This is a genomic window from Kitasatospora sp. NPDC093558, from assembly GCF_040683475.1.
In the GTDB taxonomy this organism is placed as follows: Bacteria; Actinomycetota; Actinomycetes; order Streptomycetales; family Streptomycetaceae; genus Kitasatospora.
Window position 1 is genome coordinate 1 of record NZ_JBFBDY010000035.1, and the last position, 23,542, is coordinate 23,542.

The window sequence follows — 23,542 nt, forward strand, 5'->3', positions numbered from 1 at the left end:
GTCTCTTGGACCGCGGGCGTCCGTCCGTTCACCCCTGGCCGGTCCGGAAGCGGCGCCGGTACTCCGTCGGCGTCGTGTCCAACTGCCGCCGGAACGCCCGCACGAGTGTGTCCGTCGTGCCGAACCCGCAGGTGGACGCGATGCGTTCGAGCGTCTCGTCGGTGGTCTCCAGCCGGTTGCGGGCCCGCTCGACCCGGGCCGACTCGACGTAGGCGCTCGGGGTCGTGCCGAGCTCGGTCTTGAAGATCCGGGTCAACTGCCGCTCCCCGACGTGGGCGTGGGCGGCGAGGTCGGCCACGGTGAGCGGCGCGGTGAGGTTCCCGGTGATGTGGTGGCGCAGGTCCTCGATGCGCCGGGTCGTCGAGACGGGTTCCAGCGGGACGCTGAACTGGCTCTGCCCGCTCGGGCGCTTGAGGTACATCACGAGCTGCCGGGCGACGCGCAGCGCCAGCTCCTCGCCGAAGTCGTCGGCGACCAGCGCGAGCGACAGGTCCAGGCAGGCGCTGATGCCGGCGCCGGTCCAGACGTCGCCCGCGCGGATGAAGATCGGGTCGGCGTCGACCTCGATCTCCGGGTACTCGGCGGCGAGTTGGTGCGCGGTGGACCAGTGCGTGGTGGCCCGCCGGCCGTCCAGCAGCCCGGCCGCCGCCAGGATGTGCGCACCCACGCAGACGGAGGCCACCCGCCGGGCGCGGACGGCCAGCTCCTTCACCCGCGCGACGACGGCCGGATCGGTGACGGCGCTGACGCGGCGCTCGCGGTCGACCTCGACCGCGCCGGGCACGAGCAGGGTGTCGATCGCGCGCCCGGCCGCCTCGTCGAAGGTGAGGTCGGGCAGGACGCGCACGCCGGCGGCGGTGGTGACCGGCCCGGCGGTTTCGGCGGCGAGGACGACGCGGTAGCCGGTGGCGTCGTCGGTCTCGCGCCGCACGAGCGAGAACACCTCGGGCGGCCCGGTGACGTCGAGCAGGTCGACGCCCTCGAACAGGACGATGACGATGAGTCGTTCGGCGGGGGCCACGGCGTCTCCTGGATGCGTTGATGTCGGTTTCTGCATGTTAGACGGCATTGCCGACGCCCGGGGCCCCGCCTAGCGTTGTTCTCGCAGGTCACCGCAGTGACCGACATCCCTTCAACCGACCCGAGGCGGTACAGCCATGTCCACGACCACCCTGCGCGCCCTCAACGGACTCGACGAGACGCCCGCGTCGCTCGCCTCCGCGACGCTGATCATGGTCGACTACCAGAACACCTACACCCGCGGCGTGATGGAGCTCGACGGCTGGCAGGCCGCCCTGGACGCCGCCGCCGCGCTCCTCGCCCGGGCCCGCGAGGCCGGGGCGACGGTGATCCACGTCGTCAACGACGGCGGCGAGGGCACCCCGTATGACGTCCGGGCCGAGATCGGACGGATCCACCCGGCGGTGGCCCCGGCCGAGGGCGAGGCCGTCGTGGTCAAGCAGGTCCCGGACGCGTTCGTCGGCACGGACCTCGCCGAGCGCCTCGACGCGGCCGGGAACAAGGACGTCGTCGTGGCCGGCTTCATGACGCACATGTGCGTGACCTTCACGACGGCCGGCGCCTTCCTGCGGGGCAACCGCCCGACCGTCGTCGCCGACGCGTGTGCGACGCGGGCCCTGCCGGTGGGTGGGGTTTCGCTGCCGGCCGGGCAGGTCCACGACGCCGCGCTCGCGACGATCGCGGACCTGTACGGCGTGGTGGTGCCGTCCTGTTCCTCGCTCACCTGACGTCAGGACTCGTGCAGCCAGAGGTCGCAGTTGTGCTCGTCATCGAGGTCCACGGCCCAAGGTCCTTCACCTGTAGTGAAGTTGTGCGCCTCGCCGCCCTCGTGGTCGAACCGCTGCCATGGGTGCCCTGTGGTGGCGAAGAGCGTCCAGTCGCGGATCATGCGCTCGGCGAGCCGGTGTTGGTCGGCGTCCAGGGTGGTCGGCAGGCCGGCGACGTCGAACAGGTACGGCAACTCCGAGGCGTGGTAGGCGCCGTAGGGGAAGCCCGGCGGAAGGCCGGCCGAGACGGGGGCGGTGCGGTCGGCGAACTCGTAGGCGTACACGGGGGTGTGGCGCGCGAGCAGGCGGTCGCTCGCGAGCGTCGGGCAGGACCAGATCCGGTCGGTGGCGACGGTGGCCCAGGCGACGGCGGGGGAGGGGTAGTCGCCCGGCGGGTACCGCTCCTCCACCGCGTCGGCCTGCACGCCGAAGCTCTGGACGAGCAGGTCGTGGTAGCCCTGCTCGGTCATCGGATGCCCGAGGTTGAGGACGGCCGCGAAGCCGCGATGCTCGTCACGCGTGCCGCCTTGGAGTACGGGGACGCGCTGGAAGTGGCCGTCGCGTAGTGCCTGGGCGGGTTCGGTGGGGAGGAGTGGGGTGCCGTAGGTGGGCTTGGTGAACTGCCCTAGGTGGTCGCGTAGTTGGACGGCCGGTTTGTGGCGGAGGCAGTCGATGTCGGTGCAGCCGAGGGCGGTGCCGAGTGCGCTGCCTGCGGCTTCGACGGCGGTCCGGCTCGTCCACGGCGAGCCGGCCGGCATGGTCGGCCAGAAGAGAGCCTTCGGGTAGTCGATGAGGCAGGAGCCGCTCTGGATGATCGCCTTGTCGAACAGGCCTGCGGCGGCGGGCGAGGTGAGCTGCGAGCAGATGCTCATCCCGCCCGCCGACTGCCCGGCCAGGGTGACGTTCTGGGGGTCGCCGCCGAACGCGGCGGCGTTGCGGCGGACCCAGCGCAGGGCGGCCTGTTGGTCGGCGAGCCCGAAGTCGCCGGACCCGGCGAGGCCCGGGTAGCCGAAGTAACCGTAGAGGCCGAGGCGGTAGTTGACGGTGACGACGACGACGTCGCTGTCGACGGCCATGCGGTGGGGGTCGTAGTCACTGCCGGCGCCGCCGGTGAAGCTCCCGCCGTGCAGCCAGACGACGACGGGCCGGTGGTGGGCGTTTTGAGGGGTGGTGACGTTGAGGTACAGGCAGTCCTCATCGCCGGTCGTGCCCTGCGGGCAACGGTTGCCGGGCGCAGTCGCGTCGCGCACGCCGGACCAGGGAGTGACGGGTTGCGGATCGCGCCAGCGCAGGTCGCCGGTGGGAGGGGAGGCGTATGGGATGCCCTGGAACGTGCGGTACCCGTCGTGGCCCGTGCCGTTGATGCGCCCGGCGTCGGTGACAGCGATGGGCGTTGCAGCCGAGGCCGGCGTGGCGGGCAGCGCGAGGGCGGTGAGGAGCGCGCCTATGAGGAGCGCGGAGATTCGTGGCATGTTTCGGAGACCTTCCGGGTCGGAGGCATGGCTTGGATGCATGGCTCGGATGCATGGCTCGGACGCACTCCGATGATACAGGTGTATCACGCAGGGGGGAAAGGTAGTTCGACGCGCCAAACGGGCCGTCCGCTCGGAGGGAGCGGACGGCCTGCGGAAGTTGAGGGGGGTTCAGGCGTCACCTGTCCCGACACCCTCCGCCACATCCGCCAGGGCCAGTAGTGGTTCCGTGAACGTCGGGCGGCGGGCGTCGTCGATGCTATTCGATGAATTTCGACGATTTTCGACAGGTGAAGTCCGAAGGTGTGCGGAGTCGTCGAATCAGGCGGGCTGGACGTGGCCCCGGGCTGCGTCCGCTCGCGCAACAGGCCGCCCGCTCGGCTAGAGCGGGCGGCCTGCTGAGTTGGAGGGATTCAGACCTCGCCGAACTCGCCGGAGCGGACGGCGGTCACGAAGGCGGACCAGGCCTCGGCGGGGAAGGCCAGCACGGGGCCCTCGGAGTCCTTGGAGTCGCGGACGGGAACGGTGTGAACGGCATTGGCCGCGACCTCGATGCACTGGCCGCCGTTGCTGCTGTAGGTGCTCTTGCGCCATGCGGCGGCTGTCAGGTCAACGTTCATGTTGAACAGTCCCTTCGTGCCTTGCTGGTGGCCGTGAGCGACGCTGCGTTGGAGAGTTTCTCCACCCTCTCGGAGATTCAGGCGTCGCCGAACTCGCCCGCCTGGACGGCGGCGACGAACGACCGCCAGGCCTCGGCGGGGAAGATCAGGGCTGGCCCGTGCGGGTCCTTGGAGTCGCGGATGGGCAGTAGACCGGGGACGCTGGAAGCGACCTCTATGCAGTCACCGCCCTGACCGCTGTAGGTACTCTTGCGCCACTGAGCGTCGGAAAGGTCAATGTGCTGCATGGCTCTCAACTTCCTTCCGTGCCAGTCTGATCGGCTCAAGCCAACCGGGTCGGAATGGGGCTTTGGCTTGCAGCCGATCGTAGTCCCCGGTCGACAGCGGGCGCTGCGGAACGTGGGAAGCTGCAGCACCTCCAATGAGTCGTCTCACGTAAGAGGCCGCCCGCTCGGCAGAGCGGGCGGCCTGAGCCGCGCGGGTTCGTGCGGCCGATTCAGGCCTCGCCGAATTCGCCCGCCTGGACGGCGGCGACGAACGACCGCCAGGCCTCGGCGGGGAAGATCAGGGCCGGCCCCTGGGGGTCCTTGGAGTCGCGGACAGGAGTCAGGCCGGGGAAGTCGGCAGTGACCTCGACGCAGGTGCCCCCGTTGTCGCTGTAAGTCGACTTGTACCAGGCAGCACGAGACAGCTCGTCAGGATAGGGAGTCATGGTCGCTTAGTTCCTCTCGGGCCTTGCGGATCATCTCCAGGGAAGCAGTCTGGGACAGCGCTTCCACCTGGAGTCGATGGTAGTCGTCTTCCCACGCCGTGACAGTGCGGGGACTCCTCACGACGTAGCCACGTTCAAGGGACTCGGAGTAGCCGACCACCTTGCGGTTTGTGAAGCCGAGCAGCGTCATTGAGACGCGAAACGGCGCTTGTTCTGCGAGGTAGAACGGCGAGACCTGGATGATCACGTTCGGACGGTTGGTCAACTCCGCCAAGTGTCCTAGTTGCTCCGCCATCACGGCGTTACCGCCTATGGCGCGACGGATGCAGCTTTCATCCAAGACGGCATGGATCATGGGAGGTTTGTCGCGGTTGAGCAGCTGTTGCCGGTTCGCGAGAACCTTGAGTCGCTCGGCTGCCTGGGCTTCCGTGATGCGGCCTCGCCGGACGGAGGCTGTGGCCAACGCGCTGGCGTAGCCGTTGGTTTGGAGAAGTCCAGGCACGATGTTCGCCTCGAAGACCATGATCCGAGCTGCGCGAGCCTCTTGAGCTGCATGTTCCGGGAATCCCTCGAGCAGAGCAGATGCCCTCAGTCCCCACCACATGGTCTCCAGAGTGGCCTCCAAACCAAGATGCTCATCGCACTTGCGCGCGAAGTCGAGGCTGGGGGATTTGGCGGCCGTTTCAACGGCGGAGATGTGCGTGTCCGAGTACCCGATCAGCTTCCCGAGTTGATGTTGCTTCAGCCCCGCCGCCTCCCGTGACGTGCGAAGACGGACCCCGAATGCATGGCGCGGGGACTTCTGGGGGTCGAGCTTCTTCCGATTCACAAGATCAACTCCAAATCCCCTGGCGCAACTGGGAAGTTGAGGACCTGTCGATCGTAGGGGAATGTGGGCCATCCTGGTAGTCAGGCAGCCACGGACCGTAGTCGTCCGGTGGCACGGCGCTGAGGCGCATCCCTCGTTACGTTCTCGTGGAGTCCCCCATGCTCGAAAACCAGAGATCCGCATTGTCCGAAGTCCCCCTCCTCCACGAGGTGGTGATCGATCGCGGTCACCTCGACGACGGCCGGCCCCGCGAGGGGGTCTTCATGGAGCAGTGCGCCGGCGTCATGTACCTCCGACCCATCGGCGGGGGCGTCGAATGGACCACGCGGGCCGATCAGGTCAGCGTTCTCGACCCCCGGCAGATCGCGCCCGGTTCCGGTGCGCGCTCCCGCCGTCGGCTCCTCAATGACGAGCCGACGTGAATTCCTGCGATCTCCTCCTCGCCGGGCTCCACCTAAGTTCCTTGGCAGTCGGCGGATTTGCGGCCGTGGAACACCTGCGGGGCGCCTCGACCAGCCAAACCATCACCTCAGGAGCGAAGTTGAACGACGACATCATGCGGAAGCCGCCCGCCCGACGCCTCGGCCAGCAGGCCTTCGTCCTCCGCCACTGCCCCGACGGGCAGGACGAACTCCACGTCCTTCTCGTCGACCCCGTCTACCGCGACGGCTACACCCTCCCCGGCGGCAGCGCCGAGGCCGACGAGCCGCCCCACCTCGCCGCCCGCCGCCACCTCGAAACCGAAACCGGGCTCGTCCTGTCCCTCCGCACGATCCTCACGGTCGACTACGTGTCCCGACACCACTACCCCGAGGGCATCAACTTCGTCTACGCGGGCGGCGTCGTGACCCCCAGGCAAGCCAAGGCCGTGAACCTCCACCGCCCGCCGCAGAACATCCGCGCCCTGCACTGGGTGCCCCGGTACCTGCTCGACACCGTGATGCCGCCCGACCAGAGCCTCCGCGTCCACGACGCCTGGGACGCCTGGGAACACGGCGCCGGCCGCCCCCTCCTCCTGCGCGGCACCCCCGTCCCGGTTCGCTGACGCAGGAAGTCGACGACGCCGACTTCCTGCGAAGAGCTGCGACCGGGTCTGCCTTCTCGGCGGCGGAGCGCGCAGCAGGGGTGGTGGCGGCTTGTGCTGCTCCGGCGGAAGTTTGTGGCCAGAACTTCCGTGGAGCAGCACAAACCAGACCCCCGAGCCGTGGTGGAGCCACTGGGTCAAGCCACTGGGCCGCCTGAGCCGGTGACAATGCTTCAGGAACTCCGAACTCACGTCACGTCACGTCACAATCCGACCCTCGGACCACCTGCCTGAAGAACTCCGACGATCCCCTTGTTCGCGGTGGGATCCTGGCATAGCGGGGCACTGTTTCCGGACGACGTGGCTCACTATACTGGAACAATAAAGAGTGAACAGTGCAACGAGCGGGATAGCAGTCCCCGGCCCAGGATCGATGGGGATCGTATCTGCAGTCTCGCAATACCTGGGCCTCTGCGAGCTCCAAAGAAGGAGGTCGCCTCATGTCATTCGGAGGAAACGGAGCAGAATCTTTCGGTGTCGACGAGGGGACTGGAGGACGCCCTCTCAACCTCAGGGACTTCAGGCATCCTTACGAGGAGTCGCGACTGATGCTCGCGACCCTGACCACCGCTGCTGCCTGGCTGGTGGTTTTGCTGCTGGTCATCGGGATCGGCGCCGCAGGATTAGTGATACTTTTCACGCTCGCGATATTGGTGGCATCGCTCTGGCTCGCCGTGCGTATATGGACTTATCGCCTGCTCGGCGATGCGGTCAAAGTGACCCCGGAATCGTTCCCGGGAGTTTATCGTGCGATTGGTGAAGTCCGGCGAGAATTGGACTATCGGAAGAAGATCGATGTATACGTTTCCAATGATGTTCCCGGGAAGGCTCGGCTGACCAACCTCCTCGGGCACCGGGTGGTCATTCTCGATGGTGGGTTCGTATCCGAGCTGCGGCAGGAGGACTACGCTCGTGTTCGATTCGTCATCGGGAGCTTCATCGGTTATCTCAAGGTGCGTGCGGCGCGCTATGACCTGCTCATCTATCTTCTCGACCAAGTGTATTCGACCAAAATTCTCGGGCCGCTCATGAATCCGTACTACCGGGCCACCGTGTACAGCGGAGATCAGATCGGATACTGGTGCTCCGGAAGCCTGGACGCGGCGCTGTCCGTCCTGGCGAGATATCTGACGGGAAAGGAGCTGGGGCCGGAGCTCTCCGTTTCGGGGGTTCTGGAACAGGCAGTCCTGGTGCAGAGTCATGTGCTGGTGAGGCTCTCTCAGCTGTCGTTGTCCAGGCCGTACCTCATCAATCGATACGTCAACGTCATCGCCTTCGCCGCATGCATGAATCCCGCGGAATACGAAAGGTTCCAGGGTGGTCTCGATGCGGAGGCTCGCCGGATGCTCCACATTCTGCTGAGCGAGTCACCGCATCGGAAACTGCCGATTGGGGCCGACAGGGGTGTGCCACTGTCCTGATGGTCAGTGGTACACCGACTGGCTGGAGAACCGACGAGCCGCTGACCATCCGGAACCTGGGCCGCGTCCGCTACCCCGGCCACCCACCCGGCCGGCGCGACTCCGCTCTCTGGACACCGGAGCCTCCGAGCCGCCGAAATCGGATGGCCGACAGCCCCCCACCCGGTCATCCTGACCCCATGGGAGACAGAGCCAACGTCATCGTGGTCCGAGAGAACAGCACACATGAGCTGTACCGGACCGGCTGGGCGGTCGGAATCGACCTGGACTTGCTGGACGGGCCGGCTGCGGTTCTCGCCATGCTTCCCGAACTCCGCCAGGACGGCTGGTGGTTGGACGACACCATGGCCCAGGGCGGGGTGCTGCTCGACTTCGGCCGAAAGACGCTCCTGTTCTTCGCCTGGGAGGGTCCGAGCACTGAGCTCCGCCACCGCGCGGCCATGTTCGAGATGATCCGAGCGGCGTGGCCGGGCTGGCAGGTCCGCTGGCTGTACGACGGCGCGGCCGAACTGCGCGAGTACGTCGGGCTGGACCCGGAGTACGTCCGCTGCCGCGATTCGGACCTCTCCTTGGCCCCGTTCCTCGCCCCCGAAGACGAGGACCTGGCCTGGCCCGACCCGGGCGGTGTGGTGGTCACGGTCGGCGCCGGCCGCTGCCACGTCGCCTCCAACGCTTTCGACCACCCCGTCCGCGAGGGGGTATCCCTGCTTGACCGCCTGGCAGATGCCCCCGGCCACGGAGTCTGCTGCCTGCACGTCAACTCCGGTATCCACCTCGACCCGGAACGCCGACGCATGGGCTGGTGGTCCCTCTACTCCTCCCCACAGGCCTACCAGGTACCTGAGTTGTGGCCGGGCTGGACGGTGGAGTTCTGGCAGGACGACTGGGAACGGCATGCCAGGGCTGGCAACCGCTTCTCCCCGGCGCCATTCGACACCGGGGAGGAAGCCAGGGCCGCAGTGTTCGCCGAAGCCGGGGAGCGCCGGGCCACCAGGGCCCGCTACCACGCCCAAGCCACCCACCTGCGGACCGCATTGCCTCGTCCCCAGGCGGGCTGACCGGAACCGGCCTGATCATGGACGACTGCCCGACATCACGGATTCAAGGTCAGTAGCTGGGTGGTGTCGGCGTCGTGGCGAGTCGGTCGACGCCGTATCCGCTGATCAGGAGGCGTTCCTTGCGGCTTCCGGTGAGGCGCTGGGTCCAGTCGACGAACCCGCCGTCCGCGATTTCCACGTGTCGGCCGTGGATGGTTGCGTAGATCTTGTAGCAGAGGTCGGTGTAGTAACCGCGTCCGGTCGCCCGGTTGGGATCGTCGGTGATGTCGATGCCCGGTGTTCCGGCGAGTTCTGTACGGGTGCGGGCCACGAGCGGAGCCAGGGTGAGCATCTCGAAGTCGTCCGGCGGTGCCGAGAGCAGGACGTCCTCGGCCCGTCGTAGTTGCGCGAAGCCTGTCGGGGCCGGGGTCACGAACCGGTCGGTGCGGTAGTGCCGCATCGCCTCGGCCGGGGTGAGCCGATCGGCGCGGCGTCGGAAGACCTCCATGAGTAGCGTGGTCAGATCCGTCCCGGACAGCCCGTTCGCCAGCAGGTCCAGCAGTTCCGGCCCGCCGGCCTCGGCCAGAACTCGGCGCAACGCCGGACCGGCTGGGTGTTCATCGCTCGTCATGGCGGGTCGGTATCGCCTGGCCGACACCGGAGTGACCATCGGTTTCCGCGCGCCGTGCACTGCGCCTCTTCGCGGACGCTCTGCACAGTAAGTCGGCGGGTCCGACTTCCTGTGCAGAGCGCTCCGCGTTCAGACGAGCGCGGTGACCAGCAGGGCGAAGGCGGCGATGATGACGGCGACCCGGGCGTAGTGGTAGCGGTCCCACCGGTTCATCTGCTCCTTCCAGTCCTCGGGCCGGTTCTCGGGGGTCCACGTCTTTCCCCGGTTGTTGATCGGGACGAGCAGCAGGACCGACATGAGCACGCTCACGATCAGCAGCACGCCGGCGCCGACGACGAGGCCGGCGCCGGGGCGGTGCCATCCGGCGATGGCCCAGACCGCGCTCAGCGCGAGCGAGCTGATGTACCAGACCGGCATCACGGCGCCGAGCATCCGGCCCCCGTGGGAGCGGCCGAGTTGGCCGCTGTCCTCGGGGAGTGCGTTGAAGATCCGGTTGAGGACGAAGGAGACGGAGAACTCCACCCCCACCATGAGTCCGGTGACCACGACGGTGATGACCTCGAGTGCGTCGAGCATGATGACCCCTCCGGGGATCTAGCGCTGCTAGGTGATGAGCCAACGCTAGTACTTCTGCCGCTCGCTTGTCTAGCGGTGCTAGGATCGACTCATGTCAGTACAGGAACGCAAGCAGCGCGAACGGGCGGAGCGCGAACGCCTCATCGTGGCGACCGCCCGCGAACTCGCCGAGCAGCAGGGCTGGGACGCGGTCACCACCCGCCGGCTCGCCGAGCGCATCGAGTACAGCCAGCCCGTCCTCTACAGCCACTTCCGCGGCAAATGCGAGATCATCGGTGCCGTCGCCCTCGAAGGCGCCACCGAGATGGCCGTGGCGCTGCGGGCCGCGACCGCCGCCGCGGACGGACCTCGCGCGCGGGTCACCGCCCTCGCCCGCACCTACCTCGACTTCGCCGCACGCAACCCGGCGGTCTACGACGCCATGTTCCAGCTCGACGGCGGCCTGGCCTTCGCGCACGAGGACACCCCCGAGCCGCTGAAGGACGGCTTCGCCGCCCTGCTGGAGAGCCTCGAAGGGGTTGCCGGGGACGGCGTCCACCCGGGGCTGTTCACCGAGGTGTTCTGGGCGTCCCTGCATGGACTGGCCACCCTGACCCGGGCGCGCCGGCTCCCGCCGGAGGACGCCGAGCGCAGGGTGGAGCTGCTGGTGGACCGCCTGGCCAAGTTCTGACACGCGGCAGGCGGCGGGGTCCCCGGACCCCGCCGCCTGCCCCGCGAGGTGCGCGGCTACCGCCCGGTGCCGGCGCGCAGGGCCTCCGTGAACCACGCGAAGACCGGGGTCAGGCTCGGCGGAACGGGCCACCCGTTGATGACGGCCAGCAGGTGCCAGTAGCGTTCCGTGCGCGGGTCGCCGGCGACCTCAAGACGTGTCAGCAGCCAGCCGCGCAGTTCGGCGTCGTCGGGGCGGCCGAAGGTCTCGGCGTAGCGGGCGGTCAGCGTGGCGGTGATCCGTCCGGCCTCCACCGACGTCGGGGCGATGCCGGTATCCAGCGCGCGGCCGATCGTCTCGCGCACGGTCTCGGTGAGGTCGTGGTGCAGGCCGGTGGCGTCGCCCCGGGCGCGTTCGGCGGCCTGGTACTCGGCCATGCGGCGGACGGCGGCGCGGAAGTCCGGGTCCTGGGCGAGTTCGGCGAGTTCCACCCAGGCGTCCACCTGGTCGGGTTCGGGGTCGTCCGGCAGCTCGGGCATCGCCGAGCGCAGCATGTCGACGAAGTCGGCGTTGGCATCGAGGCCGCCGAAGGTGTCGTCGATGAAGTCGCCGATGAGGCGCCGGCGTTCGGCGTCGGAGAGCTTGGCGAGCTTGTGCATGAGATCCGTTTCCTCCGTGGTAGAGCCCCGCTTGGCCACCGCACGCAACACCGCCCGCCTCAGCCGGAGGGTGCGGATCTGCACCTCCAGGGCGTCGGCGTGCGCGGCTGCGATCTCGGGCATCGAGACCTCGCGGTCCAGCACCCGCCGGATGACGGCGAGGTCGAGTCCGAGCTCGCGCAGGGTGCGGACGAGGTCGAGGCGCGCGAGTGCGCTGATGTCGTAGAGCCGGTAGCCGGCCGGGCTGCGGTCCGTCGGCGGCACGATCCCGGCATCGGAGTAGAAGCGGATGGTCTTGACCGTCAGCCCGGTGCGCCGGGCGAGGTCGCCGATCGAGAAGAGTGTGTCGCCGTCCATGTCCCCAACCTTCGCGTCTCCCCCTGATGGAGACTCAAGCTCCTGCTGCCTGGAATAGTGAAGCTCCCGAGTTTGCCGAACACCGTTTCTCCCTAAGGTGACTCGACTACGCTTGCCGCGATCGAGCCCATGATCGAACGAGGGAGGCGCGCCCATGGCGTACGAGACCGGTGCGAGGGTGCGGCTGACCAGGGATTTCCAGGTCACGGCGGCGGGCAGCGTCCCGGGCCCGCTGTGCCTGGCCGAGGGTTTGGCGGGGATCGTCGTGGGCTCGACGAAGGAAGCCGGCGGCGTGGACCAGGACAGGCTCGCGAGCTTCGATCAGCAAATGCGCGGCTACCGGTTCGACGGCTTCGCGGCGAGCCTGGTCGAGGACCTCCGTCAGAAGGTCACCCGGCTGGGAGCGTTCGACGCCGGAGCCGGCGGTCGGACCACCTACCGGGTGCGCTTCGACAACGGGTTCGTCCTCGGCGGTCTCGAAGAGGACTGGCTGACCGGAGCCTGAGTACCTGCCACGTCACCACCACCGAGGAGATCCATGGCCGACACCGTCACCTCACTGACCGCCCGCATGCACGATCTGACGGTGGCGGTCATGACGAATGGCCTCGCCCCGCGGGGCGTCGACGTCACCGCCGGCCTCCACGACGTCGTCGCGCGCGCCACGGCGCTCGGCCCCGACGGCAGGTGGCTCGTCGCGTCGGGCCACTCGGGCCTCGGTGGCCTGGCCATCGCACGCGGGCAGGTGGACCAGGGGCTCTTCCACTTCGACGCCGCAGTGGCGAACGGGTTCAACGACTGCGTGGCGTTCCACATGCCCCTCGTGCGCCCGCTGCACCCCGATCCCCGGTTCCGGGCCCTGTACGCGCGCATGCGCGTCACTCCGGCCGACCTCGACGAGTTCCTCTGGCTGCACCGGGAGATCCACATCATGGCGCAGGAGGCCCAGCAGGCGACCGTCGACAACATCGGCCGCCTCGACACCGGGGTGTCGCTGCTCCCGCAGGCCCCGATGCCGACCCGCGAGCCGAACACCCCCGGCGTCCTGATCACCCGCCTCGACCTCGCCGCGACCCAGACCGCACTGCGGCAGGCCGCCGTGAAGGCGGACTTCCAGAGGAGCTCGGGCAACGTCAGCCTCAGCCTCATCGACGGCTCGTGGGACTACGCCCGCGCCAGGCACGACGCCTGGTACGCCGACGATCTGGACACCCGGCGGCAACAGGCCGCCGAGGCGCGGGCGTTCGTCGAGCGGCCCGGTATCGGCACCATGCTCATCCCCTGCCCGCCGCTGGGCTCGATCGTCTACCCGGGCTGACGTTTGGCCGGAATGCTCCGGGAACACTGGGTAGGGGAGGGGCCCATGGAGTCCAAGGACAACAACTCGCCCGGTTGCGGGGCCTGGTTTCTGCAACTGCTCGTGGCTGTACCCGGCTTGGCCCTGCTCGTAGGTTTCATCGCCTTGATCGCCTCTTTTGACGACAGCGACAGCCCCAGTAGGTGCAGTGGCGGCGCCTACGAGATCGTGTGCTAAGGCCGCCCTGGGACTGAGGGTCTTCATGGCGCGGCTGAGCCCCGGGGCACCCGCGCCCCGGGGCTCAGCGGCTTGTCGATTCGTCAGTTCCCGTGCCCAGGACGGGTGTTCAGGCAAAGGGCCCAGACGTCCGTGTAGGTGTTCGGCGACGGGGAGCCGCCGACGTGGACGGTGGCGCTCCAGTGGTCGGGGTCGTCGGTGCCGTCCTCGGCGGGGACGGCGTCGGCGTCGCTCGGGTAGCTGCCGATGAGGTGCGTGCCGCCGGAGCCGGCCTTGGAGAAGTCGGTCGTCGTGACGTTGCCGCCGCTGGCCGCCGCGCCCCCGCTCACGAGGCTCCAGTGGTGGTGGCGCTCCTCGGCGGGATCGGAGGAGCAGCCGACCGTCGCCGTGCCGAGGGTGCCCGCCACGGTGGGCCCGCTCAGCTCGGCGAAGCCGACCTTCGTCGTCAGGTTCTTGGCCTTGACGTCGTCCCCGGTGCAGATCGCGTACGCGTACGTCATGTTGCCGGTGTCCCGCCCGCCGCCGATGCCGCCGACGGCCGTCCACGAGTCGGGGTTGGTCTCCCCGTTGCCCGCCGCCTTCTTGCCGAAGTCGTGGGCGGCGTCGGCGAAGGTCGGGAAGCTGGCGATCGGCTTGAGGCTGCCGACGCTCGCGGGGGTGGTGCGGGCGCCGCCGCCGATCAGGCGGGTGCCGGTCGGGCAGGTGGCGGTGACGAGGCGCGAGTCCTGGGATCGCGAGGGCCCGGCGACCTTGTTCATGACGACCTGGGTGTGCCGGATCCGGTTGCTGTCCAGGCACATCGCGTACGGCGTGCTGGAGAACGCGGGGCTGTAGTTGCTGCCGCTGCCGCCGAACGCGAGCCAGTGCGTGACGTCCTGGCCGACGACTCCGGGCGTGCCGGTGAACTCGCTCAGGTCGTCCGCGCCGGGGGCGATGCCCATGACGTGGTTGCCGTTGCCGGCCCGGTCGTCGCCGGTGGTCTGGGTGATCCCGCCGCCGGAGACGAGCCCGTCCTCGCAGTCGGCGTGGGCCGAGACGCCGGTGAAGGGCGTCGCCGGGCCGATGGTGGCGCCGGGGTTGGCCACGGTGACGCTCGCCGAGTCGGCGTACGCGAGGTTCGGGGCGGCGAGGGCGATCAGCGCGCCGGGGACGGCTGCCTTGGCCAGAAGAGAGGGTCTCATTGTCGGTGCCTTCCGGTGGTTCAGGTGGTTCAGGCGGAACGGGCGGTACGGGCCGAACGGGCGGTTCAGACGCCGTCGTTGGCGCACAGGGCCCAGACGTCGGAGTGGGTGGTCGTCGAGCCCATGCCGCCGGTGTGCGTGAAGGCCGTCCAGGACGCCGCCGTGGTGGTGCCGTTGGCGACCGGGTTGCCGTTGGCGTCGCTCGGGAAGCTGCCGTTGAGGTGGTCGCCGGCCGAGCCGGGCCCGGTGAAGTCGGTGGTGGTGACCGAGCCGCCGCTGACGGCCGCGCCGCCGGCGATCAGGTTGCCGTCGCCGGTGCCGCAGCTGGTGGTGGTGTTCTGGCCGGTGCTGCCGGTGTTGGGGCCGGTCGCCTCGGTGAAGCGGACCTTGACGGTGACGCCGCTGACGTTGATGCCGCTGCCGCTGCAAATGGCGTACGCGTACGTCTCGTTGCCGGTGTTGGTGCTGTTGTCCCAGCCGACGGCGCTCCACGCGTTGGGGTTGGTGTCCCCGTCGGCGGCGGCCTTCTGGCCGTAGTCGTGGGCGGCGTCGTTGAAGGTCGGGAAGCTCGCGATCGCCTTCAGGTTGCCGGTGTTGCTCGGCGTGACGAGCGCGCCGCCGCCGAGCAGGGCCGTGCCGGACGGGCAACTCGCCGTCACCAGGCCGACGGTGGCCGCGGTGGTCGGCGCGTTGACCTTGTTCATCACCACCTGGGTGTGGTTGATGAGGGTGCTGGTCAGGCACAGCGCGTACGGGGTGGTGGAGAAGCCGGAGTTGACCTGGCCGCCGCTGCCGCCCTTGGCGATCCAGTACGTCACGTCGGTGCCGACGACGCCGGCGGTTCCGGTGTACTCGGTGGTGCCGTCGGAGCTGGGCTCGGTGCCGAGGACGTGGTTGCCGTTGGACCCGGCACCCGTCCCGTTGGTCTGGTCGATGCCGCCGCTGGAGACGAGGCCGCTGGTGCACTGGGCGCTCGTCGAGATCGACGAGTCGATCGTGGTGGGCCCGCTGGTGGCGCCGGGAGTCCGCACGGTGACGGCGACGCTGTTGGCGGCGGCGGTGCCGGGCGCCGCGAGGACGAGCAGCGCGCCGACGACCATCGCCGTTCCGGCGGAGGTGAGGCGGCGGGACGGGGCAACGTCCTTGGTACGGCGGAAGATCGGGCGTGAAGCCATGAGGGTTCCTCCAGGTCGGGTGTCGCGAGGGCGGACCGATTGAAGCAACGGCCCGATCGTAGGGACTACTGGTGCCCGGCACAGGGCAAAAGCCCCGAAACTGGGTGATCAACCAAGTCCACGACGCTGACCAGGAGTTACGCGTCCGGGCCGTCCTCCGCACGAGGACGGCCCGGGGAGCGGCTCAGCTCAGCGGGCGGCAGAGCAGCGCGTCCGGGACGCCGTAGTGCAGCCAGCGCCAGGTCATGGCCGCGCCTGCGACGTACTCGCCGGCCGCGCACTGGCCCTTGTATGAGCCCGGGGCCCAGTCGCTCGCCGCCGAGTCGGCGCCGGTCGAGGCCGGCGGCCGGTTGTCACCGTGGTCGAACCACAGGACGCGCCCGGCGGTCGGCAGCGGGCCGGCCGCGGGCGCGCACAGCAGGGCCGCCATCGCGTTGCTGCGGACGCTGTAGCCGACCGCGAAGTCCCCGTCCGGACACTGGAGTTTGTTGTAGCCGGAGGCCCAGTCGCCGCCCGTGACGTACCGCTCGTCGGTCACCGCTAGCCAGTCGGCCGAGCTGGTGGTTGGCTGCCCGGCGTCCGTGCAGAGCCCGCGACTCGAACCGCGCCCGAGCCCGATCAGGCGTTGCCCGTCCGGGCAGTCGCCCTTGCGGTTGCCGGCGCTCCAGTCCGGCAGGGCGAGCATGCGCCGGGAGACGTTCTGGTCGGCGTGGTCGAGGTCGAGCATGTTCCAGTGCGGCGCGTCCGCCACCGGGCCGGTGTACGAAGGAGCGGTGACGAGCCGGTTCCAGTCGTCGGCGCGCCAGTCGCCCGGGTCCTCGACGCTGAGCCGCCGCCCGGCCGCGTCGTAGTGCAGCAGCGCCCAACTGTCCTGTGGCACACCGTTGTTGTGCCAGCCGACGAGCGGCCAGACGGCGAAGTCGGCGTCGCGGGCGGCGAGGAGCGCGGTGAAGGTGTCGAACCAGGCGTGCTCCTTGGCGTCGGTCGCGCCGCGCCCGCCCGCGCCGAACTCGCTGATCCAGACGGGCGCCGTGAAGTGCTGCCCGCTCTGCGTGACGAACAGCGCCTCCTGGTCCACCACGGACGCCAACTGCTCGGGCGTGAAGTCCTGGTAGCGCGGGTCGCTCGTGGCGCCGGGACCGCTGCCCGCGCCGGTGTTGGCCGGGCCGGTGTAGGCGTAGAAGTGCGCCGAGTAGACCAGCTTGCCGGAGTCCACGAGGGTGTTGGAGAGCGTGGCGACCGGCGTGAGCATCGGCCGGCCGTGCGGCAGACCCGCCAGCGGGATGCCCTGCCAGTTGATGCCCTCCATGACGATCAGCAGGTCCGGGTCGGCCTGGAGGATCCGGTTGCCCGCCTCCTCGAACGCGGCGTACGCGTCGTGGGCGTCGCCCATGCCCCAGTTGGGGTCGTCCCAGGTGTCGCGCCGCACCTCGTTGCGCAGGTCCGCGCCGACGACGCGCTTGTTGTCGCGGTAGCGGTTCGCCATGAACAGCCAGTCGTCCTCCCACTGTTGGGCCGACTGGCTGCTGTTCCAGCGCTCGTTGCCGTCCAGCCCGCAGCAGAACCGGTACGTGGTCGTGTGGTTGTTCAGGACGACGGCGAACCCGTCCGCGGTGAGCGCGGCCACCACGGCGTCGTACACCTGGAGCGGGGTGCTCCCGCGCAGTTGGGGGTTGGCCGCGACGGCGGCGTCCGGGACGGCCGTGCCGTCGTGGATCATCGCGTCCGCGAACGGCAGCCGTATGCTGTTCAGTCCGAGGCTGTGGAAGCCTGCCGTGATCTCCGCCAGCGGCGCCCGGTCGAGCCCGAGCGGGATGTTGTGCGAGACCTGCCCTGCCTGGTTGTTCGCGGGGTCGTTCGCATCCCCACTGCCCTCCCAAGTGCCCTGCGCACCCGACCAGTTCCCCGACCGCAGCTTGAACCGGTTCCCGGCGGCGTCGACGACGTACCGCCCCCGGGTGCTCAGCGGCCCCGACCAGGACGCCGCCAGCTGTGCCCCGGTGAGCGCCACCGGCGCCGGCGCCGCGTCGGCGGAAGCGTCCGGCGGTGGTGCAACAGCCAACGCACACAGGGTCGTTGCGAGCGACAGCAGACGTATCGCGAGTCTTCTCATGGTGATCCCGACATGGTGAGGGTACGGACCAGTCCCTGACGGCCCTCCACCTCATTTCCCGCACTTGTGCCGGTCATGCCACGGGGCGAGGCCTGCCGGGCGACCAACTGCCGTACGTGGGTGGCGGCGTGGATCCAGTTCCAGACCGCCTGGCGGTGCAGCAGAACGGTGCCGAGCGAGGCGGTCGCGGCAAGCAGCACCACGAGGGCGCCGGCCCGCCAGATCCCACCCGCGTCGCCGTCCACGGCGGCCTGGACGCCGTGCCCGAGCGGTACGGGCAGGGCGGCCTGACCGCCCATCTCCAGCAGCGCCCAGCAGGTGGAGAGCACCTGCCCGCGCCGCTGGGCGCGCTGGATCCAGCGCAGGAAGGCGAGGGGTGACGAGAGGTCGGGACGGCCGGGATCGGCCAGGGGGAGGGATGCGAGCGGCATGACACTCCGATGCCGGTGGTTCGGGGGGTTTGGGGGGGTTCAGGATGGTTCGAGGCGCCGCGCAGTACGGCGGTGCGGCGGCGGAAGCGCGCCCGGCAACGGCTCGGGCGGACAAGGAGGGGCACGAAGGGCCCGTGTCTCAGGAGGTCATGGCCGCGAGCCTGCCAACCCCGGTGTGATCCGCGCAACAGGTTTTCCGCGCCCTCCCCCGCGGTTCCCCGCCCGGACGGCCGACGGCCCCGCAAGGTTCACCCGAACGGCGGGAACAAACCCGCCGAAACTCCAGTTGCCCCAGCTGGAAACCATGGTCGACCAGGAGGGCACCCCTTCCCGTGAGCAACATCCCCAGCGTGACCCTGAACGACGGCACGCGGATCCCGCAGCTCGGCTTCGGCGTGTGGCAGGTCCCGGACGGCGAGGCCACCCCGGCCGTCCGCACCGCCATCGAGGCGGGCTACCGCTCCATCGACACCGCGGCGATCTACGAGAACGAGACGGGCACCGGGCAGGCCGTCACCGAGGCGCTGGCGGGCGGCGTGGCCCGCGAGGACCTCTACATCACCACGAAGCTGTGGAACTCCGGCACCCGCGACTGGTCCGGCGAGCAGGGCCGGGACGCGGTCCTGCGCGAGTTCGACGCCTCGCTGGCCAAGCTCGGCCTGGAGTACATCGACCTCTACCTGATCCACTGGCCGCGCCCGATGCACGGCACCTACCTCAACGTCTGGAAGGCGCTGGAGCAGCTCAAGGCGGACGGCCGGGTCCGCTCGATCGGCGTCTCGAACTTCGGCCCCGAGCAGCTGACCCGCCTGATCGACGAGGCCGAGGTCGTCCCGGTGCTCAACCAGGTCGAGCTGCACCCGTACTTCCCGCAGACCGAGCTGCGCGCGTTCCACGCCCGGCACGGGATCGCCACGGAGGCGTGGAGCCCGCTGGGCCAGGGCAAGGACCTGCTCGCCGAGCCGGCGCTGGTGAAGATCGCCGAGAAGCACGGCCGCACGGTCGCCCAGGTCGTGCTCCGCTGGCACCTGCAGAGCGACGTGATCGCGATCCCGAAGTCGGTCACCCCGTCCCGCATCCGGGAGAACCTCGACGTCGCCGGCTTCGAGCTGGACGCGGAGGACCTCGCCGCGGTCGCCGGCGTCGCCACCGGCGTGCGCATCGGCCCGGACCCGCAGGGCTTCGACTGGAACTGAGCCCCGCCGAGCAGTCCGGCACACAGCCGGCCGGGCGCCGGTAACCGCCGGACCACCGAACCACCGGACCCCCGGTCATATCGAAAGACCGCCCACCCCGTTCAGGAGTGGGCGGTCTTCGGCATGCCGGGAACGGCCCCGTGCCGCAAATATGTGAGCACACAAGCACACGATCACTACGACACGAGCCCGTAACCCTCCCCGACCCACCCCCGTCCGACCCAGGGCCGTCCGTACGTTGGCGAATCGTTTTGGCTGGAGCTTGAAAGCGAAGGCTAGAGCCTGGCGGCCTTGCCGATCAGCGCGAGCGCCGGACCGTGCTCGTGCTCCTCCAGCGGCGCCAGCAGCAGCTGCTGAACCTTGGCGACCCCGGCCGCCGAGCGGTGCAGCAGGTCCTGACCCGCCGGCGAGAGCGACAGCAGGTTGCGCCGCCCGTCCGAGGGGTCACGCCGACGCTGCACCAGGCCGCGGCGGACGAGACGGCTCACCATCTCGGCCATCGTCGCCTTGTCCAGCGAGGCCAGCTCGCCGACCGTGCGCTGGTCCGCGCCCGGTTCCAGCTCCAGCGCGTCGAGCACCGCGTACTGCGGAGCGGTCAGCTCCGCACCGACGTGCTCCGACCAGAGCTTGGTGTGCACCTGCTGGCTCACCCTGATCAGGTAACCGATCGCCCGCTGGGCGTCCAGTATCGGCCGCGCGTCGCTGTACACGACCGCCGCGGGCTCCAGCCTGGCTATCTTGGCCATCACCCGGACGATCTCGACCTGCTCGTCCGCGCCGAGCGGCTCGAACAGGGTGCGCTGCACGCGGACCACGCCTCCGGTGGCCTCGCGCACCGCCTGGGCCCCGCTCTGCGACAGAGCGAGGAGTTTGCGCCGGCCGTCGGCCGGGTCGCGCCTTCTCAGCACCAGGCCGCGGCGGACCAGCCGCGCGACCATCTCGGCCATCGTGGCCTTGTCCAGCGAGGCTCGCTCGCCGACCGTGCGCTGGTCAGCGCCCGGTTCCAGGGCGAGGACCAGCAGGACGGCGAACTGCGGAGCCGTGAGATCGGCCCCGACGTGTTCGGACCACAGTCGCGTGTGGACCTGCTGTGCAACGCGGATGAGGTGTCCGGGCGACTGCTGCAGTCGCGCGGACACGCGGGTCGTCGGGATCTCCCCCAGCACCATGTATCCGTCCCGATGTCACACCCGGTGTGTGTGGGACACCCGGGTGGGGCAGTAACGGCGAGTGGGCGTCCCGCTATGAGGGAGGGCGCTCCAGCCGTGCAGCCGGTGGCTGCTGGCGGACACTATACAAACGGCGGGCCCTCGCTGGCAGGCAGGGGCGGATAGTAGACGCAGGTTCGGCAACATTGGCATATTTACGCGCCGCCACGCCTTCTCGGTAACCCGTTCTCAGCAGAAAGCCGACCGGTCGGTCCTTACCCACCGTCACCTGCGCGTCTCCGCCCTGGTAGCCCTCCCTACTCGCCGGTAGGGTGTGGCCACCGTCACCCGGGGCCCCCGTTCCCTGGGAACTTCCTGAGAGAGACGAGAGCGAGCATGACCGAGCAGAGCACCCCCCGGGTCGCCGTCGTCACCGGTGCCGCACGCGGCCTGGGCGCCGCCACCGCCGTCCGGCTGGCCGCCGACGGCTACGCGGTCGCCGTCCTCGACCTGGACGAGGCGGCCGGCAAGGACACCGTCGACCGGATCACCGCCGCGGGCGGGCGGGCCGTCGCCGTCGGCGCCGACGTCTCGGACGCCGGGCAGGTCCAGGCCGCCGTGGACCGCGTCGTGGCCGAGCTCGGCGCCCCCGTCGTCCTGGTCAACAACGCGGGCGTCCTGCGCGACAACCTGCTCTTCAAGATGTCCGAGTCCGACTGGGACACGGTCATGAACGTCCACCTGCGCGGCGCCTTCCTGATGACCCGCGCGGTGCAGAAGCACATGGTCGACGCCGGCTTCGGCCGCATCGTGAACCTGTCCTCCTCCTCCGCACAGGGCAACCGCGGCCAGGCCAACTACTCGGCCGCCAAGGCGGGCCTGCAGGGCTTCACCAAGACTTTGGCCATCGAGCTCGGCAAGTTCGGCATCACCGCCAACGCCGTCGCCCCCGGCTTCATCGCCACGGACATGACCGCAGCCACCGCCGCCCGGGTCGGCATGGACTTCGAAGACTTCAAGCGGGCCGCAGCCTCACAGATCCCGGTCCAGCGGGTCGGTCTGCCTGAGGACGTGGCCCACACCATCTCCTTCCTCGCGAGCGAGGGCGCCGGCTTCGTCTCCGGTCAGGTGATCTACGTCGCGGGCGGCCCCCTCGACTGACCCCTCGGCTGAGCACGGAACCTACACAGGGTGACCACGGGGCGGGCGGCCGGGCGGACCGGCCGGCCGCCCCGTACTTTTTACCGAGCCTTTTGAAGGATGATTCGAACACCACACGGACTTTCGACCGGGGATTAGCGGAAATCACTCCCCCGACCACCACCCGTCGACCGGATTGTCGATTTCCCGGGAAAATGACAATTCCCTCCGGAATGGCACCGGACGGATCGGTAAGGTCACCCCCGTGCAAGCCCCGAGTACCCCCCGGCAATTCCCGAACCAGCGCCCGGAGAACACCCCCGGCCGCCCCGGACGGCCGGCCCCGGACCGGCCCGCGCACCCGGCCGCGGACCACCACGCGCACCCCGGCCCGGCCGCCGCCGAGCCCGGCTGGCCCCCGATGAGCCGCCGCCGCGCCCTCCTGCTCCTCGCCACCTGCGCCGGCTACCTGCTGGTACTGGCCGGTGTACTCCTCAACACCGCCCTGGTCGACCTCGACTGGTCGGTGCGCCTCCTGCGCCCCTACGAGCGCTGGCCCAGCCTGGAGCCGCTGCTCGACACCTGGGTGGTCGCCGGCCAGCGCGGCCCCTCCGCGATCGCCGCCTTCGCCTGGCTCGCCTGGCGCGCCCACCGGCTCGCCCGCCTGCGCCCGCTCCTGGTGATGGGCATCGCCCTGCTGTTGCTCAACGTCACCGTCGGCGCGGTCAAGATCGTCACCGGCCGGCTCGGGCCGCACTACGCCCAGTACGTCGGCTCCCCCGAGCTCTTCTCCGGCGGCACGATCTTCCCCTCCGGCCACACCGCCAACGCGGTCGTCACGTGGGGCGTGCTCGCCTACCTCGCCGTCCGCTGGCGCCGCCTCGGCGCGCTGATCGCCGCCGCCACCGCCTGCTCGATCGGCCTGACCACCGTCTATCTCGGCACCCACTGGGTCACCGACGTCCTGGCCGGCTGGGCCGCCGGACTGCTGGTGCTGCTCTCGCTCCCCCTGCTGGAACCGCTGGTCACCACGATCGAGCAGTGGATCACCGGGCGCCGGAGCCGACGGACCTCCTGAACGAAGGCCGATCCCCGGAAAGGCCAGTCCCCTGAAGGCCCGGTCAACCACCCGCAGCAGGCGTCACCCCTCCCAGCTACGCTCCACCACCCCGTCGCGCACCGCGAGGTTGAGCCGCCCCTCCCGGTACTCCATGGTGATCATCGCGTCCGGTTCCAGCACCCGGACCGACGCCCAGCCGTGCCGCCTGGCCAGCTCCCGCGCCCGCTCGATCCGCAGTCCCGCGTAGCCCTCGGCGTCCCCCGCCGGCCCGTCCCAGGCCCGGCCCGCGCCCCCCGGATCCGCGCCGCCGCCCCCCGGTCCCGCCCCGCCCGATCCCGTCATCGCCCCTCCCCGGCCCGTCCCTCGGACGTACGCTGGAATCGTAGCCCGCACCCGCACGGCCGGGAGGTGAACGGGCATGCGCACCACGGCCCCACGACGCTGGCGCAGCGGCACCGAACCCTCGACCGCCCGCAGCGACCTCAAGCTCCGCTACCTGCTGTCGCTCACCTTCACGCCGCTGTTCGCCCTGGCGACCGTGGCCTTCGCCGTGTGGGCGGCCAACTCCCCGTCGTACGGGGCCCCGAGCAGCGGCACCCTCACCGGCTTCGCGGTCGTGATGGGCCTGCTCACCCTGTTCGCCGCCGTCGATCTCGTCGTGGTCATCCGGCGCCGCCGGACCGAGCTCTGACGCGGTGTCTCCCCCGGAGCGGGGGGTGGGCCCCGCCCA

The 23,542-nt window shown here is 69.9% G+C and carries 27 protein-coding genes and 1 pseudogene; 13 read left to right on the top strand and 15 right to left on the bottom strand.

All coding sequences use genetic code 11. The features are described from left to right. Positions 1 to 28: 28 nt before the first annotated feature. Complete coding sequence (locus AB0O00_RS06460) at positions 29 to 1,057, bottom strand: DJ-1/PfpI family protein (RefSeq protein WP_363648970.1); 1,029 nt, start codon at positions 1,055 to 1,057, stop codon at positions 29 to 31. 100 nt (positions 1,058 to 1,157) lie between these two features. Between AB0O00_RS06460 and AB0O00_RS06465 the strand changes: the two genes are divergently transcribed. After that, positions 1,158 to 1,748, top strand: a complete 591-nt coding sequence (locus tag AB0O00_RS06465) for a cysteine hydrolase family protein (RefSeq protein WP_363648971.1) — start codon at positions 1,158 to 1,160, stop codon at positions 1,746 to 1,748. Positions 1,749 to 1,750: 2 nt separating this feature from the next. On the opposite strand, the gene AB0O00_RS06470 is transcribed toward AB0O00_RS06465, so the two are convergent. From AB0O00_RS06470 to AB0O00_RS06490, 5 genes are all read right to left on the bottom strand, one after another. Beyond that, positions 1,751 to 3,259: a carboxylesterase family protein gene (locus tag AB0O00_RS06470; protein ID WP_363648972.1), complete on the bottom strand. Its 1,509-nt coding sequence runs from the start codon at positions 3,257 to 3,259 to the stop codon at positions 1,751 to 1,753. A gap of 413 nt (positions 3,260 to 3,672) precedes the next feature. Beyond that, positions 3,673 to 3,879, bottom strand: coding sequence for a DUF397 domain-containing protein (locus AB0O00_RS06475; RefSeq protein WP_363648973.1), 207 nt, complete (start codon positions 3,877 to 3,879; stop codon positions 3,673 to 3,675). A 77-nt stretch (positions 3,880 to 3,956) separates the two neighbouring features. After that, on the bottom strand, positions 3,957 to 4,166 hold the full coding sequence (locus AB0O00_RS06480; protein ID WP_363648974.1) for a DUF397 domain-containing protein: 210 nt from the start codon (positions 4,164 to 4,166) through the stop codon (positions 3,957 to 3,959). A gap of 209 nt (positions 4,167 to 4,375) precedes the next feature. Further along, the gene (locus AB0O00_RS06485) at positions 4,376 to 4,591 is read right to left on the bottom strand and encodes a DUF397 domain-containing protein (RefSeq protein ID WP_363648975.1); all 216 of its coding nucleotides are present in this window, start codon (positions 4,589 to 4,591) and stop codon (positions 4,376 to 4,378) included. Next, complete coding sequence (locus AB0O00_RS06490) at positions 4,575 to 5,420, bottom strand: helix-turn-helix transcriptional regulator (RefSeq protein ID WP_363648976.1); 846 nt, start codon at positions 5,418 to 5,420, stop codon at positions 4,575 to 4,577. The genes AB0O00_RS06485 and AB0O00_RS06490 overlap by 17 nt, the downstream gene beginning before the upstream one ends. Positions 5,421 to 5,578: 158 nt before the next feature. Here AB0O00_RS06490 and AB0O00_RS06495 point away from each other — a divergent pair, with 158 nt between their 5' ends. From AB0O00_RS06495 to AB0O00_RS06510, 4 genes are all read left to right on the top strand, one after another. Beyond that, complete coding sequence (locus AB0O00_RS06495; protein WP_363648977.1) at positions 5,579 to 5,842, top strand: hypothetical protein; 264 nt, start codon at positions 5,579 to 5,581, stop codon at positions 5,840 to 5,842. Positions 5,843 to 5,961: 119 nt separating this feature from the next. Then, complete coding sequence (locus tag AB0O00_RS06500) at positions 5,962 to 6,465, top strand: NUDIX hydrolase (protein WP_363648978.1); 504 nt, start codon at positions 5,962 to 5,964, stop codon at positions 6,463 to 6,465. Between the two features lie 587 nt (positions 6,466 to 7,052). Next, positions 7,053 to 7,925, top strand: a complete 873-nt coding sequence (locus tag AB0O00_RS06505; protein WP_363648979.1) for a hypothetical protein — start codon at positions 7,053 to 7,055, stop codon at positions 7,923 to 7,925. A gap of 179 nt (positions 7,926 to 8,104) precedes the next feature. Next, positions 8,105 to 8,983, top strand: coding sequence for a hypothetical protein (locus tag AB0O00_RS06510; RefSeq protein WP_363648980.1), 879 nt, complete (start codon positions 8,105 to 8,107; stop codon positions 8,981 to 8,983). Between the two features lie 49 nt (positions 8,984 to 9,032). On the opposite strand, the gene AB0O00_RS06515 is transcribed toward AB0O00_RS06510, so the two are convergent. Further along, on the bottom strand, positions 9,033 to 9,593 hold the full coding sequence (locus AB0O00_RS06515) for a hypothetical protein (protein ID WP_363648981.1): 561 nt from the start codon (positions 9,591 to 9,593) through the stop codon (positions 9,033 to 9,035). Positions 9,594 to 9,722: 129 nt separating this feature from the next. Further along, a complete protein-coding gene (locus AB0O00_RS06520; RefSeq protein WP_363648982.1) occupies positions 9,723 to 10,169 on the bottom strand; it encodes a DUF1772 domain-containing protein in 447 nt (148 codons plus the stop codon). A gap of 91 nt (positions 10,170 to 10,260) precedes the next feature. Between AB0O00_RS06520 and AB0O00_RS06525 the strand changes: the two genes are divergently transcribed. Further along, complete coding sequence (locus AB0O00_RS06525) at positions 10,261 to 10,839, top strand: TetR/AcrR family transcriptional regulator (RefSeq protein ID WP_363648983.1); 579 nt, start codon at positions 10,261 to 10,263, stop codon at positions 10,837 to 10,839. A gap of 56 nt (positions 10,840 to 10,895) precedes the next feature. On the opposite strand, the gene AB0O00_RS06530 is transcribed toward AB0O00_RS06525, so the two are convergent. Continuing rightward, positions 10,896 to 11,834, bottom strand: a complete 939-nt coding sequence (locus AB0O00_RS06530; RefSeq protein WP_363648984.1) for a MerR family transcriptional regulator — start codon at positions 11,832 to 11,834, stop codon at positions 10,896 to 10,898. 154 nt (positions 11,835 to 11,988) lie between these two features. On the opposite strand from AB0O00_RS06530, the gene AB0O00_RS06535 reads away from it, so the two are divergent. From AB0O00_RS06535 to AB0O00_RS06545, 3 genes are read left to right on the top strand one after another with little or no spacing between them, the layout of a single operon-like run. Further along, the gene (locus AB0O00_RS06535; protein WP_363648985.1) at positions 11,989 to 12,339 is read left to right on the top strand and encodes a hypothetical protein; all 351 of its coding nucleotides are present in this window, start codon (positions 11,989 to 11,991) and stop codon (positions 12,337 to 12,339) included. Between the two features lie 33 nt (positions 12,340 to 12,372). Continuing rightward, complete coding sequence (locus AB0O00_RS06540) at positions 12,373 to 13,152, top strand: hypothetical protein (RefSeq protein WP_363648986.1); 780 nt, start codon at positions 12,373 to 12,375, stop codon at positions 13,150 to 13,152. A gap of 45 nt (positions 13,153 to 13,197) precedes the next feature. Continuing rightward, the gene (locus AB0O00_RS06545; RefSeq protein ID WP_363648987.1) at positions 13,198 to 13,368 is read left to right on the top strand and encodes a hypothetical protein; all 171 of its coding nucleotides are present in this window, start codon (positions 13,198 to 13,200) and stop codon (positions 13,366 to 13,368) included. Between the two features lie 83 nt (positions 13,369 to 13,451). Here the strand turns inward: AB0O00_RS06545 and AB0O00_RS06550 are convergent, their stop codons facing one another. From AB0O00_RS06550 to AB0O00_RS06565, 4 genes are all read right to left on the bottom strand, one after another. Beyond that, a complete protein-coding gene (locus AB0O00_RS06550; RefSeq protein ID WP_363648988.1) occupies positions 13,452 to 14,549 on the bottom strand; it encodes a hypothetical protein in 1,098 nt (365 codons plus the stop codon). A gap of 65 nt (positions 14,550 to 14,614) precedes the next feature. Continuing rightward, positions 14,615 to 15,724, bottom strand: coding sequence for a hypothetical protein (locus AB0O00_RS06555; protein WP_363648989.1), 1,110 nt, complete (start codon positions 15,722 to 15,724; stop codon positions 14,615 to 14,617). Between the two features lie 184 nt (positions 15,725 to 15,908). Next, positions 15,909 to 17,837: a cellulase family glycosylhydrolase gene (locus tag AB0O00_RS06560; protein WP_363648990.1), complete on the bottom strand. Its 1,929-nt coding sequence runs from the start codon at positions 17,835 to 17,837 to the stop codon at positions 15,909 to 15,911. Further along, entirely contained in the window at positions 17,834 to 18,268 is a 435-nt protein-coding gene (locus tag AB0O00_RS06565) for a hypothetical protein (protein ID WP_363648991.1), read from the bottom strand. The genes AB0O00_RS06560 and AB0O00_RS06565 overlap by 4 nt, the downstream gene beginning before the upstream one ends. 332 nt (positions 18,269 to 18,600) lie before the next feature. Here AB0O00_RS06565 and AB0O00_RS06570 point away from each other — a divergent pair, with 332 nt between their 5' ends. Further along, entirely contained in the window at positions 18,601 to 19,464 is an 864-nt protein-coding gene (locus tag AB0O00_RS06570; protein WP_363648992.1) for an aldo/keto reductase, read from the top strand. 275 nt (positions 19,465 to 19,739) lie between these two features. On the opposite strand, the gene AB0O00_RS06575 is transcribed toward AB0O00_RS06570, so the two are convergent. After that, a complete protein-coding gene (locus AB0O00_RS06575) occupies positions 19,740 to 20,603 on the bottom strand; it encodes a MarR family transcriptional regulator (RefSeq protein ID WP_363648993.1) in 864 nt (287 codons plus the stop codon). 405 nt (positions 20,604 to 21,008) lie between these two features. On the opposite strand from AB0O00_RS06575, the gene fabG reads away from it, so the two are divergent. Then, positions 21,009 to 21,773: a 3-oxoacyl-ACP reductase FabG gene (gene fabG, locus AB0O00_RS06580; RefSeq protein WP_363648994.1), complete on the top strand. Its 765-nt coding sequence runs from the start codon at positions 21,009 to 21,011 to the stop codon at positions 21,771 to 21,773. Positions 21,774 to 22,173: 400 nt separating this feature from the next. Next, positions 22,174 to 22,779 (top strand): annotated as a pseudogene (locus AB0O00_RS06585) (phosphatase PAP2 family protein); the annotation flags it as partial. A gap of 114 nt (positions 22,780 to 22,893) precedes the next feature. On the opposite strand, the gene AB0O00_RS06590 reads toward AB0O00_RS06585, so the two are convergent. Next, entirely contained in the window at positions 22,894 to 23,154 is a 261-nt protein-coding gene (locus AB0O00_RS06590) for an I78 family peptidase inhibitor (protein ID WP_363648995.1), read from the bottom strand. A 76-nt stretch (positions 23,155 to 23,230) separates the two neighbouring features. Between AB0O00_RS06590 and AB0O00_RS06595 the strand changes: the two genes are divergently transcribed. Then, positions 23,231 to 23,503 carry a DUF6343 family protein gene (locus tag AB0O00_RS06595; protein WP_363648996.1) on the top strand — a complete coding sequence of 91 codons (273 nt, stop codon included), beginning with the start codon at positions 23,231 to 23,233 and terminating at the stop codon, positions 23,501 to 23,503. Positions 23,504 to 23,542 lie beyond the last annotated feature (39 nt).